The organism is Roseimicrobium sp. ORNL1 (genome assembly GCF_011044495.1).
Lineage (GTDB): Bacteria > Verrucomicrobiota > Verrucomicrobiia > Verrucomicrobiales > Verrucomicrobiaceae > Roseimicrobium.
The window spans coordinates 648,926-661,571 of sequence record NZ_CP049143.1 but is presented as its reverse complement, the minus strand read 5'-3'; the positions used below and the strand labels follow the sequence as shown (position 1 = coordinate 661,571).

The 12,646-nt window shown below is 59.6% G+C and carries 10 protein-coding genes; 2 read left to right on the top strand and 8 right to left on the bottom strand.

What is annotated here, in order from left to right:
* Window positions 1-34: 34 nt before the first annotated feature.
* Window positions 35-1,852 (bottom strand): 2-oxoacid:acceptor oxidoreductase subunit alpha, encoded by a 1,818-nt coding sequence (locus G5S37_RS02640; RefSeq protein ID WP_165200511.1) that lies wholly within the window; start codon window positions 1,850-1,852, stop codon window positions 35-37.
* A 226-nt stretch (window positions 1,853-2,078) separates the two neighbouring features.
* On the opposite strand from G5S37_RS02640, the gene G5S37_RS32190 reads away from it, so the two are divergent.
* Window positions 2,079-2,756 carry a L,D-transpeptidase family protein gene (locus tag G5S37_RS32190; protein ID WP_206026281.1) on the top strand — a complete coding sequence of 226 codons (678 nt, stop codon included), beginning with the start codon at window positions 2,079-2,081 and terminating at the stop codon, window positions 2,754-2,756.
* Between the two features lie 26 nt (window positions 2,757-2,782).
* Here G5S37_RS32190 and G5S37_RS02630 read toward each other — a convergent pair whose 3' ends face one another.
* A complete protein-coding gene (locus tag G5S37_RS02630) occupies window positions 2,783-4,276 on the bottom strand; it encodes an arylsulfatase (RefSeq protein WP_240914786.1) in 1,494 nt (497 codons plus the stop codon).
* A gap of 248 nt (window positions 4,277-4,524) precedes the next feature.
* On the opposite strand from G5S37_RS02630, the gene G5S37_RS02625 reads away from it, so the two are divergent.
* Entirely contained in the window at window positions 4,525-5,682 is a 1,158-nt protein-coding gene (locus G5S37_RS02625) for a hypothetical protein (RefSeq protein ID WP_206026280.1), read from the top strand.
* Between the two features lie 55 nt (window positions 5,683-5,737).
* Here the strand turns inward: G5S37_RS02625 and G5S37_RS02620 are convergent, their stop codons facing one another.
* From G5S37_RS02620 to G5S37_RS02595, 6 genes are all read right to left on the bottom strand, one after another.
* Window positions 5,738-6,082, bottom strand: a complete 345-nt coding sequence (locus G5S37_RS02620; protein ID WP_206026279.1) for a ribonuclease III domain-containing protein — start codon at window positions 6,080-6,082, stop codon at window positions 5,738-5,740.
* Window positions 6,079-6,831 (bottom strand): superoxide dismutase, encoded by a 753-nt coding sequence (locus G5S37_RS02615; RefSeq protein ID WP_165200502.1) that lies wholly within the window; start codon window positions 6,829-6,831, stop codon window positions 6,079-6,081. Before G5S37_RS02615 ends, G5S37_RS02620 begins: the two co-directional genes overlap by 4 nt.
* 417 nt (window positions 6,832-7,248) lie before the next feature.
* Entirely contained in the window at window positions 7,249-8,220 is a 972-nt protein-coding gene (locus G5S37_RS02610; protein WP_165200499.1) for an ABC transporter ATP-binding protein, read from the bottom strand.
* Window positions 8,217-9,203 carry an ABC transporter ATP-binding protein gene (locus tag G5S37_RS02605; protein ID WP_165200497.1) on the bottom strand — a complete coding sequence of 329 codons (987 nt, stop codon included), beginning with the start codon at window positions 9,201-9,203 and terminating at the stop codon, window positions 8,217-8,219. The genes G5S37_RS02610 and G5S37_RS02605 overlap by 4 nt, the downstream gene beginning before the upstream one ends.
* Window positions 9,200-11,128 (bottom strand): extracellular solute-binding protein, encoded by a 1,929-nt coding sequence (locus G5S37_RS02600; protein WP_165200495.1) that lies wholly within the window; start codon window positions 11,126-11,128, stop codon window positions 9,200-9,202. The genes G5S37_RS02605 and G5S37_RS02600 overlap by 4 nt, the downstream gene beginning before the upstream one ends.
* The gene (locus G5S37_RS02595; protein ID WP_165200493.1) at window positions 11,128-12,645 is read right to left on the bottom strand and encodes an ABC transporter permease subunit; all 1,518 of its coding nucleotides are present in this window, start codon (window positions 12,643-12,645) and stop codon (window positions 11,128-11,130) included. Before G5S37_RS02595 ends, G5S37_RS02600 begins: the two co-directional genes overlap by 1 nt.
* Window position 12,646 lies beyond the last annotated feature (1 nt).

Sequence of the window (12,646 nt, the reverse complement as noted above, 5' to 3'; positions counted from 1 at the left end):
CGACAGATGCGGTGCGAGACGGGGCGACGGAAAATCAATCCACGCCGGCGAGGTGTTTTTCCACACCGGTGACGATGTCCTTGATGCGGAAGGCGAGGCCGTCCGTCTTGCACACCGAGCGGATGGCCGGGTTGCAGAAACGGGCGCGCAGCAGCATGGCAAGCTGGCCGTAGCCGTAGGCGCCATAATCATTCATCTCCACCACGACGATGTGTTTGTAGTGGTTCAGCACGGGCTGGATGCCATTCGGCAGCGGATGGATGTGGCGCAGGTGCAGGTGACCGGCCTTGTACCCTTCCGCACGCAGGCGATCGGTGCTCTCGCGGAGGGGACCATAGGTGCTGCCCCAGCCCACGAGGAGGACATCGCCCTCGAGGTCGCCGTGCACCTTCGGCGCGGCGATTTCCGCGGCGGCGTCCAGCAACTTGCGACGGCGCTTGTTGGTCATGGCGCTGTGCATCTTCGGGCTGCCGCTGGGGTGCCCCCACTCGTCATGCTCCAGGCCGGTGACCACGGGATACTTCCCACCGAGCATTTTCGTGCCGGGGGCCGCGTGGTGTGTCGTGCGCTCCAGCGGGTACGGTTTGAACTCGGCATCCTTGGGCGTGAGATTCAGCGTGGGCTCCACCCAGTGCATGTCCACATCCGGCTCATGGAAGGCCTCAATGCGGCTGCTCAGGGCCTGGTCGCTGAGAATGATGACCGGGCAGGAATACTTACGAGCCAGCTTGCCGGCCTCCAGTGCAATGTAGAAGCAGTCTTCCACATCCTGCGGGGCGAGCACGATGCGCGGGCAGTCGCCATGGCTGCCGTAGATGGCCTGCATGAGGTCGCTCTGCTCCACGCTGGTGGGCAGACCGGTGGAGGGACCACCGCGCTGTACGTTGATCACGATGAGCGGCAGTTCCGCCATGCTGGCGTAGCTGAGCGCTTCCATCTTCAGCGAGAGACCGGGGCCGGAGCTTCCCGTCACCGCGAGGTGCCCCGCGAAGGCGGCGCCAATGGTCAGGCTCACGGCGGCCAGTTCATCTTCCGCCTGCACATAGATGCCGCCATACTTCGGCAGCTCCGTGCGAAGCGTCTCCATGATGGTCGACCATGGTGTGATAGGGTATGCTGCACCATAACGCACCCCAGCGGCCAGCAGGCCGAGGGTCAGCATCTGGTTGCCATCCGTGCTGATGCGGTGTCCCGCTTCCGCTTCACCGTGCTCGAAGAAGAACCTGTCGAGGTCGCCCACCTGGTAGGCGTATCCGGCGTCGAAGGCCAGCATGGCATTGCGCAGCACCTGCTCATCCTTCTTGCCGAACTGGCGGGCGATGATGCCCACCAGCTTGTCGCGGTCCAGGTTGAAGACGGCGCAGATGAGGCCCATCACAAACATGTTCTTGCCACGGTCACGGGGGGATCCACCCACGGCTTCCACGGTGGCGGAGGTGAAGGGAATGCCGATGTGCTTGATGCCACGCTCGTGCTTCAGGTTCACCACCGCATCACGTTCCATGGAGGTCGGCGTGCTATCGTACAAACAGATACCACCGTCGCGCAGCGAGCTGATGTGGCCATCATAGCTGTGCTGGTAAAAGGCCACGAGCACGTCCGCCTCATCACCCGAGGTCAGCACCTGGCCGGAGCCGATGTGCACCTGGAAGATGGACGGCCCCCCGCTGATGGTGGAGGGGATGGTCATGTAGGTCATCACCTCCTGGGCAGTGCGTCCGGCGAGACGGGCCAGGAAACCGCCGATGGACTGGATGCCATCTTGCGAGTTACCGGCAAACCGGATGACTGCGTTGCGAAGGGTGCGGGACGACGTGGAGGAACCGGCGGATTCGATAGTGCTGGAGGACATGGAGGAAGGCGGTGCGACGCGCCATGAAATTCAAGATTAATAGAATCCGACAGTCCAAGGCAAGGATATATCAAACACCCTCCCCCGGCCCGGCGGACTGCATAACGACGTGTGGCACAAGGGCATCTTTCGAAGAATCGTTCCTTCGCCGGCCATTCTCCAAAGGTCGCCGATGACCTCCAAAAGGGTTGCATTGCCCCCGCCAGTCGGGCTGAATAGGCCCGCCATGAGTACCGCCCCCCAGTCTCAGGTCCGCCTCCGCCTTCGTGTCTTTGCATTTTGCCTGCTGGCTCTGCTGTGCACGCTAGGAACGAGTTGCACCACCGTGGAAACGCAAAGCATTCGTCGACAGACCGATGCCTGGAGACAGAATGCCTTCCGCTACGGCCAGCAGAAAGTGCAGGACATGCGGGAATTCCAAGCCCGTCTGGCGAGTGTGTTCCGCGCTGATGGCTCCTTCTGGGAGGCGGATGGGATGTATGGAAAACCCTCCATCAAGATCGATTTAGGGGATCAGATGGTCTATTTCTACAAGGGCGGCAAACTCGCCGGTGCCTCGCCCATTTCCTCCGGGCGCGAGGGGTATGACACCCGCCCAGGACGCTACAGCATCATCGAGAAGGACATCGACCACAAGTCCTCCATCTACGGCGACTACGAGGATCAGGGGGGCAGGGTCGTGGTGCAGAACGTCGACAACCGCAAGCACCCGCGACCGCCGGGCGCGAGATTCGAGGGAGCAAAGATGAACTACTTCATGCGCATCTACGGAGGGGTGGGCATGCACGAGGGCTACCTGCCCGGCTATGCCGCCTCACACGGCTGTATCCGCCTGCCCGGGCACATGGCCAGAAAATTCTACAACGCCACCCCCATGGGCACGCCGGTGACGGTCGTGCCGTAGCCGCATTCGCAGGCAGGGTGAGTATCTCACAGAGCCGGGGCACGCCAGGCTTCGTGCATGAGTTTCTCGAGCTCGGCCACCTTGGCTGCGTTGTCTTTGGCCACATTGTTTTCCTCACCCACGTCGGTGTCCAGATTGTAGAGTTGCACCTCCAGCGGCTTGGGTTTGCCGGGATTCTGATTCTTCTTCCCTGCGCCTGCGGCATTGGGACGGGCGCCACCGGTATTCAGGTGGATGAGCTTCCACGGCCATTGCAGCACGGCGCGCTTGCCGCCTTGCTCATCGAAGTTCCAGTAGAGAAACGGATGCTGCTTCTGCTCGCCGCTGTCCTTACCGAGCAAGGTGGGTACGAAGGAGATGCCATCCGTCTGCGCTTCCGCCTTCGCGCCGCTCAGTTCAGTCACCGTCGGCAGCAGATCCTGAAAGCCGCTTACGTGGTCACTCACGCTGCCCGCCTTCACCTTTCCAGGCCAGCGCACGAGAAAGGGAACACGGATGCCACCATCCGTCAGGTCGCGCTTGATGCCGTTGAGATCACCGTTGCTGTTGAAGAAGTCCGACTTGTGACCGCCTTCCTGGTGCGGGCCGTTGTCACTGGCGAACATGACGATGGTATTCTCATCCAGCCCCTGCGCTTTGAGCTTCGCGAGAATCGCTCCCACTTCGTTGTCGAGGAAGCGGATGAATTGAGCAAAGCCCTTCTCCGCATCAGGCCAGTCCTTGGCGGCGAACTCGCCATAGCCAGGCCCCTCCATGCCGTGCCCAAGGGGTGAGTCCTTGGCAGCCTCATTGTTCGTGTGGGGGATGTTGAGCGCGTAGTAGAGGAAGAACGGTTTCCCCTGCTCCTTTTCCTTGCCTCGCTCATCGAGGTAGCGCTGGACGTCATCGGAGAAGAGCTGCGGCGCCCACTCCTTCCTGCCCTCCGGAGTGGCGACCCCTGTGCCCACGAGTTCGCTGTCCTTGTAGTCAGCGGCATTTTTACCACTGCCGGGAATCGTCTTGTTCTGCAGGGGCACGACCTGGCCATTCCGCACCAGGGCCTCGGTGTAGAAATTGTGCGCATGGCTGGTGCCTACGTAGCCAAAGAAATAGTCGAAGCCCTTGGCCTTCGGATCGTCCAGTGGCAGTGGCTTGCCCAGGCCAAACTTGCCGATGCACGCCGTGCGATAACCTGCCTGCTGCAAGACCTTGGGTACCGTGAGGTCGGGGTCCGGAACGAAGCCCTCCCCATTACCCCGCACACGGCAATGCCCGGTGTGCAGGCCGGTCATGAGCACGCAGCGCGAAGGAGCACAAACCGTGCTGCCGGCATAGTGGCGGGTGAACTTCATCCCCTCCCCTGCCAGGCGATCGATATTCGGTGTTGTCAGAGTCTTCTGCCCGTAGCAACCCAAATCGCCACGACCGAGGTCATCTGCGAGGATGTAGATGATGTTGGGCGACTGGGCCTCCGCAGAGCGTACGGCGATCAGGAAGGATAGGGCAAAGGTGATGACAATAAGTAGGGTGCGAGCACACATCCCCATGCTTGACGCAGGGTATGCATCCCATGTTTCATCGTTCGCCAACTAGTTAACTGACCTTATAGCCGCACGCACATCTATTTACTTGCATAAGAATAAAATCTGAGGAGTGATGATGGAATATGCTTATTTGGAGAGGTCACGGTATTCTTATCCCGGTCGCAGCGGTGGCCGGTCTCATTGGCGGCTCGTTAGTCTTTGGCGTTTTGGGCGCCCTTGCTAAAATCGAGATGTCGACATTGTCGATGATCCTCGGATTCTGGACATCGGCGCTATGTGTCTGGCTGTATGCCGCCACGCTGGGCAAGCCCGTGCAACAGATGATGGTGAACCCCAAAACCGGGCAGCCATGGGTGTATAAGTACCACCCGCACACCTTCTTCTTCATTCCTGCCAACGTCTGGACGATCCTCAGCGTGCTGCTGGCCATCGCGATGTCCGTCCTCCTCCCCTTCGTCAAATTGCCGGAGGGGAAAGCGCTTGCAGGGCCAGGGAACGCCGAGTTCGACAGTGCAAACAGCCTCATCACCTCGAACCGCAATGGTGCCGCTCATGGAAACACGCCCGTAGCAAAGGAACTGGCCGAAAAGTTCTCCCTGGTGATCCGGGAGTATCGCAACGCTGGCGTCGAGAAGGCCAAGAAGAAGTCCTCATTGTCTCTCACGGACGGTCAGTTCCTGACATACTGCCATCTCCGCGAAGACGATTGCGTCTTCCTGGTGCATGTGCCTGACCTTAGGAAGTTCAACGGCGAGGCGAAGAAGTTCATCTGCACCGCAGCGTGGCATACAGCGAACCTCGTGCTCGCGGGCCAGCCGAAACTGCCCACGCGGCTTGCCGTGGGGGTGCGGGGCGCCATGTTCTATGAGGAAATCGTCATCGGCTCCGCGGTGGGCGACTCGGAAGATCCGGCGAAGGGAATCCAGCGGCGTTACGATGGCATGAACAAGCAGGTGGTGTTTCCCTTCTTTGCTCCGCCAAAGCCCGCGAAGGACACCGGCACCATGGCGAAGGGAACGAAGCCCACTTCCGCAGCAAGTGAGAAGGCAGCAGCAAGTGCCAAGGCACAACCGGAGGCGTCACCATCGGCATCGAACTCGGTGACACCAGCGCCTGCAAGTCCTGAGGTTGCACCTCCCACGGCATCGACGTCTCCTCCGGCGATGCCAGCGTCATCTGCTGCGTCACCTACTACCGCAGCACTCCCCACGGAAGTGCGGGAGTGGAGAAGCGCCGATGGCAGGCCAATGAAGGCCTCGTTGGTGCGCTTCAATGATTCCACGGGCGCCACGGCGCGGTTCCGCCGTGAAGACGGCCAGGAATTCGATGTGCCTGTAGAAAAATTCTCTCCGGAAGACCAGTCGGAACTGAAGCGCCTCCACCAGTTGTCCCAGTCCAGTTAAGGGTCAGCAGTCAGGCACGCATGCGTGATGCTCCAGTGCGAGACTTTGAGTCTGCTCAGCGCCGGGCTTTCTTTCGCTGGGGAGCAGCACGTGGCAGTGCCTTCTGGGCCTCTGTTATCAGGGGCTCCAACTGCTCGCGTATCCATGCATAGGCCGCGTCCAACCCGCCTTCGTTGTAGCGGCGGCCAATCTCCGCCTCGACGCGGGTGGGCTGGCCAATCCGATTAAGAAACGAATTCCGCACCAGGCTGATGCGCCGCGCATCATCACGCGACGCATCTTGTTTGAGGATGTACTCCCGCACGTAGAGTTCCAGCACGGCATCGCCGATCCAGGCCTCCTGTCGGAGGCCTTCGACTTCACGCTTGCTCAAACCGCGCGCGAGATTCTCGCGACTCATGCCGAGGTCACCAGGGCGTAGTTGCGCTCAGCGCGTTCCCAGTTCACCACATTCCACCAGGCAGTGAGGTAGTCCTGGCGCTTGTTGAGGTACTTGAGGTAGTAGGCATGCTCCCACACGTCCACGCCGAAGAGAGGACGTCCCACTTCGGCATCGGGTACAATGCCCTTCATCATGGGGTTGTCCTGATTGGCGGTGGAGGTGACCATCAGTTTCTTGTCTGGACCATAGATCAACCACGCCCAGCCGGAGCCAAAGCGCTTCATGGCCGCTTCGTTCATGGCCTTCTTGAGGTTATCCAAGCCGCCAAGGTCGCTCTGAATCGCTTCCGCCAGCTTGCCGCCGGGTTCCTTGACTCCTTTGCCCTCAGGTCGCAGCCAGCGCCAGAAAAGCGTGTGATTCACATGACCGCCACCATTGTTGCGCACCACCGTCTGGAGGGAATCAGGCAGTCCATTGATGTCCTGAATGAGAGAGATGGCGTTGGCCACTTTCAACTTGGCCTCATCAAGCGCCTTGGTGAGATTCGTCAGGTAGGCGACATGGTGCCTGCTGTAATGGATCTCCATGGTCTTCGCATCTATATGCGGCTCCAGGGCTGCATATTCATAGGCCAGAGGCTCCTGGGTAAGAGGCACTCCATTGGGGATGATGTGGGTCTCCTGCTCCTTCCCTTTTTCCTTGTCAGCAGCGAAGACTGTTCCCGCTGCGGCTGCTCCGCTTGCTGCGATAAAATGACGGCGGTTCATGATAGGTATTTATGATGGAATTCAGGTGAGCATAGGGCGTTTTGCGCCGTGGAAGCAAGAAGCAAAAAGTCCCACTCACATGCGCCAAACGACGTTGTAATTACGCCTGTCGATTCGTCTGCCTTACCCCAACCGGATGCAGCGTTGGCGGTGCAAAATGCACTAGTCTTTACTAAGGATTTTTACCTGTAACCTCTGAATTTTTCGACGCTCAGTCTTGCCAGGAAAAGGCGGCTATCATCCTGGCAGCCAGGTCAACTCGGGCAAAGCGACGTGAAAACCGACCGGCTTCAACGCCCGCTTCGGTATACCAAACAGTCTCGTTCAAAGGTGCCCTTCACTGCGGCAATGCATCGCAGCCAGTGAGTGCTGTCGTCCGCTTCGGCCAGGAGGATATTGCTGCTGTATTCTACAGCGCTACTCCACGCAGCAGGGGCACTTCTGCACCCAATGACCGGGCTGAACCTCTTCCAGCTTGAGGTCGATGCCCACACTTTCCTTCCAGCGCGGATGTTTCATGCGGTGACCGAAGGCGCAGCCCTCCGGGGGATTGATGGGAGAGGGCACATCACCGCTCAACAAGCGACGGGGATGACGCTTGGCCGGATCAGGCTCGGGAATGGCATCCAGAAGGGCCTTCGTATAGGCATGGCGCGGATTACGATAAAGCGCCTCCGCCGACGCAAGCTCGACCACCTTCCCCAAGTACATCACCGCCACGCGGTCACTCATGTGCTTCACCACACTCAGACCATGTGCGATGAAGAGGTAACTCAGACCAAGGTCACGCTGCAGATCCAGCATGAGATTCAGCACCTGGCTCTGCACGCTGACGTCCAGCGCGGACACGGGTTCATCGCACACCACAAGCTTTGGCTTGAGCGCAATGGCACGGGCAATGCCAATGCGCTGGCGCTGCCCGCCGGAGAACTCGAAGGGGAAACGATCCGCATGCGCCGCCTGCAGGCCCACCTTTTCCAGAAGATCAATCACCCACTGCCGGCGCTCCTCGCGTGTGCCAAGCTTCTGCACGATGAACGGCTCCTCCAGAATGTCCCGCACCGTGAGGCGTGGATTGAGCGACTCCGCCGGATCCTGGAAAATCATCTGCATGTTCCGCCTCACAGGACGGAGCGAGCGGTGACTGGCATGAGAGATGTCCGTGCCGTCGAATTCAATGCGCCCCTCCGTGGGACTCAGCAATCGCACAATGGTCTTGCCCAGCGTCGTCTTGCCGCAACCGCTCTCGCCCACCAGACCCAGCGTCTCGCCCTTGGCCACTTCCAGACTGACACCATCGACGGCCTTGCACTGCGCCACGGCGCGGCGCAGCACACCCCCGCGCACGGGGAAGTGCATCTTGACGTTTTCAATCTTCAGCAGACTCATGAGACGCAGATGGGGCAATGCTCCACCCAATGACCGGGGGAGATTTCGTGGTAGGGCGGGCGCACGTTCAGATGATCGTGTTCATGCGGCTTCCCAGAGCGCTCCGCGAAGCGGCAGCCGGGCTTCAGCGTATTGATCGCCGGCACACTTCCCGGGATGGCGCGCAGCTTGGTCTTGGGCACATCATCCAGGCGGGGAATCGAAGCCAGCAGTCCGCGCGTGTATGCGTGACGCGGATTGGCAAAGAGCTCGAACACCGGAGCGCGCTCCACGATGCGACCGGCGTACATCACCACGACCTCATCGCAAACTTCCGCAATGACGCCCATGTCATGCGTGATGAGCACCACGCTCATGCCCATTTCCTTTTGCAGGTCCGAGATGAGCTCCAAAATCTGCGCCTGCACCGTCACATCCAGTGCGGTGGTAGGTTCATCCGCGATGAGCAGCTTCGGCTTGTGGATCAGCGCCATGGCGATCATCACACGCTGGCGCATGCCACCGCTGAGCTGGTGGGGATACTCTCCGAGGCGCACCTCAGGCGAAGGGATGCGCACCTTCCGCATGAGTTCCAGCGAACGCTCCAGCACCTCACGCCTGCCGCAGTCCGAGTGCAGGAGAATCGCTTCCGCCAGCTGTCGGCCCACCGTCTGCACGGGGTTGAGCGCCGTCATGGGCTCCTGGAAGATCATGCTGATTTCCTTCCCGCGCAGCTTCTTCATCTCGTCCAAGGGGAGCTTGGGAAGATTGCGGTCTTCATAGAGGATGTCACCCTCAAGAATCTTGCCATGGGGCTGGGGCAGCAATCGCGTGATGGAAAAGGCCGTCACGCTCTTGCCGCATCCTGACTCCCCGACGATGCCGAGCGTCTTTCCACGCGGCACTTCGAAGCTGATGCCGTCCACGGCGACCACGCGTCCCGCGTCCGTGTCGAACGCGGTGACGAGATTCCTGACTTCTAGAATGGAGGCGCCGCTGCTCATTGAATCCGGAATTGGTCGAAGATGCGAATGACCTCGCCAAAGGACTTGCCTTCACGCATGGCCTCGCGGGTTTCTTTTTCCACGTCCTCGTCAATCCAGTGGACCATGGTATCCAGGGGAAGCTGGCTGCGCTTGAGGTTGCCGTCGTGTGGCCAGCGAATCCAGCGCCAGTGGGAGAAGCGGTAAGAGGGCGACTCCCACGCGGGAATGGACACGCTCAAAGCCTCCACCATTTCCTGGAGTTTCCAGGAGAGATCCTGCATCTCATCTTCCGTGGCCGCGATGCGTTGCCGATCGATGATGGGGTCCATCACGGGATCCGCCGTCATGGTGATGTTGTTGGTGTCCGGCACGATCTTCTTCGTGCCATCAGGACCGATCTTCCACGCATTATCGCTATGATAGTTCTCCCAAAAGCGCGGATAGGGTAGCGAAGCGCCATAACCCACGAGGCACATTTCGTGGTTCTTTTGATCCAGCTTCTTGAAGAGCTGGGTGGAATCCTGCGCTTCCACCACAATATCCAGGCCTGCCTTGAGCGCTTCTTCCTTCAAGCGGAGCATCATGGGAACAAACGGCCCCTGAGGCATGGACAACGTGAACGACAGCCTGCGACCTGAGCCATTCACGAGCACACCGTCAGGCCCCGCTTTGGTGTACCCCGCCTTGGCAAAGTGTTCGCGTGCCTTGACCACATCGTACTCCCTGGGGCGGACGTTGGGATTCGTGAATCTCCCAAATCCAGCAAAGGTGCTTTTCATCCGCTGGTAGTCACCGCGAAAGTCCACATCAATGACCTTCTGGAAGTTCAGCGAGTGGGCAATGCCAATGCGCACATCGAGCTTGTCCAGTTCAGGCTTGCTCTGGTTGATATAGATGCCGCGAGAGATGCGCGGATAGTCATTGAAGAAGATCTGCCGCTCAATGTATCCCTTGTACACCTCCGGAATCTCGGACTTGTCATACCAATAGCGAGGCAGACCCATCGCGAACCAGTCGAGCTTCCCCTGACGGAAGATTTCGAACGCCTTGTCCAGGCTGCCGACGACGGTGTACTGGATGTAGTCCGGATTGAAGCGATAGCGGAAATGCTTCTTGTCCTTCGCCCACCAGTCCTTCACGCGCGTCAGTGTGATGGAGCGCCCCTTCTTCACATCGTCGTCGTAGATTTCGTAGGCGCCGGTGGTGGGTGTCTTGCGCCACTGATAGCGCTTGGGGAAGTCCTCCGAGAACTCCTTGTAGAACTCCATGGGCGAGGGTGGAAGGTCCGCGAACCACAGCGGGTCCGGCTTCACCGCAGGAATGGTGATGGACAGCGTGTGTTCATCATACTTGGTGATATTGGAATATTCCTTTTTGTAGAAGTCGTTGTACCACGGGTCCTGAATATGGGGACTGCGCATGATGTAGAACGTCATGAAGAAATCCTCCACCCGCACTGGTTTGCCGTCTGAGTAGGTGGCCTTCGGATCGAGCTTGTAGTAAACAGTCTTCCTGTCCGGCGAAATGGCCCATTGATCTGCCAGGGCTGGCACCCATGCGTCCACGTTCAAATGACGCTGCACCAGCGTGATCAGGATGTTGTCATGGTGCTCGCTGCGGAAGGAGTTGTTGGCATCGGGGCCAATGTTGCGCAGCGTGGCGGGAAAGGTGTCCACCATGTCGTGGAAGGTGCCGCCCTTCTTGGCAGCAGGGTCGCCCATTTCAGGAAGGTTGTCCCCACCATTTTCCCATTTCAGATCCTTGGGCAGATCCTCAGGTGTCTTCCACTGGAAGAACTCCGGCTGCGATTTCCAGAAGGCCTGCACCTCCGAAGTGTTGTCGTAAGGAGGAAACCGATCGTCTGCGGCCGAAGCGGGCATGGATACCGCCATCCATGCGGTGATGGCCGCGGCATACAGGAGGTGAAGAAAGCGCGCGTTCATCAGCGGTACGTCGTGAATTTCTTGGGATCAAAGGCCTCACGGATCGCTTCCCCGACAAACGTGACGAGCACCAGCACGATGACCATCGCCGCGAAGGCGGAAGCGACAATCCATGGGTAGTTGAAATTCTCCGTGCCTTCCTGGAGCAGACGTCCCCAACTGGGCTCATCCGGCGGCAGACCGAAGCCAAGGAAGTCCAGCGCCGCCAGCGAGGTGATGATGCCCGTCACTTCAAACGGAGCCAGCGTCACCAGCACAGAGATCGTATTTGGCAGCACATGCTTGAAGAGGATGCGCCCCGTGCTGGCGCCAGTGAGTTTCGCTGCGGCCACGTAGTCCCTCGCCTTTTCCCTCAAGGTTTCCGTACGGATGTAGCTGGCGACGCCCTTCCACCCGAAGAAGGCGATGATGCCCACGAGAATGAGCAACCGCGGCTCGATGAGTGAACTCACGATCATCACCACAAAGAGGAATGGCAGTGCGGCCCAGATTTCCAGGATGCGCTGGCCGAGCAAGTCCGTCAGCCCGCCGAAGTATCCCGAGACACCCCCCACCACCACGCCCGCTACAAAGACAAACGTGACGTACAGCACAGAGGCGAGAAGAGCCTGCTGCCATCCACCGAATAGCGTGGCCAGGATGTCACCCCCAGAGGAGCTCGTGCCGAGGAAGTGGCCATTGTGCCATGAAGGGGCAGCTGGTGGGAAGATCTGCGCCTGCAGGTCAGGGCTCGCCTGGGTCTCCAGTGCCTCTCCTGCACCGTTTTGGTAGTCGGTGTATGTCGTGCGCTTGCCGTCTTGATATTTGCCGCGCTCGTTCTGCTCCCCCTTCGCGTCCCATCCGCGCATCTCGCCTTGGAAGACTCCATAGCGGAGCGTGTACTCGCGGCGCTTCTGGGTGGGCTTCTCTTTGAAGGAGGTATAGGCGCGTCCGCTGAAAGGCTCGTCGATGCCTTGGCGGTAGTACTTTCCATCTCCGCGCTTCTCCAGCACTTCGATGACATCGGGCGAATCCTGGCTGGGAGCGAAGGGAATCAAAGGAAGCACGACCCAGTTGCCCTTGTTCTCCTTTTGGAAAAGTTTGCGCAGCTCGCGATAGTCAGTTTCCGCCTCATAGCCGAGGCCGAACTTGCTGCCCGGAATGATGCCGTCCTGGATGAAGGGGAGGTAGAGCTGGCCTTCATACTTCACAGCGAGCGCACGCCTGCCCACGAGGAGGTTGTCCAGCATTGCCACGCCCGTCAGCGCTAGCAGGATCAGGAAGGACCAATAGCCCTGCTTGATGGAGCGGAACCGGCGAATTTGCTTGAGCGTAAGGGGGCTCAACTGCCAATCCCTGGAGCCTGAAATCAGCAACCACAGGCCGACCAAAAAGAACAGGACACTCAAGATCCACCCGGCGGTCTCACCACCCAAGAAGGGCACTTTGAACACAGGCACATTCAGTCCCAGCCCGCGGAGCACTCCCGCGAGGGCTGCATACAGGGTCAGAAGCAGGCCAAAATTTCTCGGGGACATC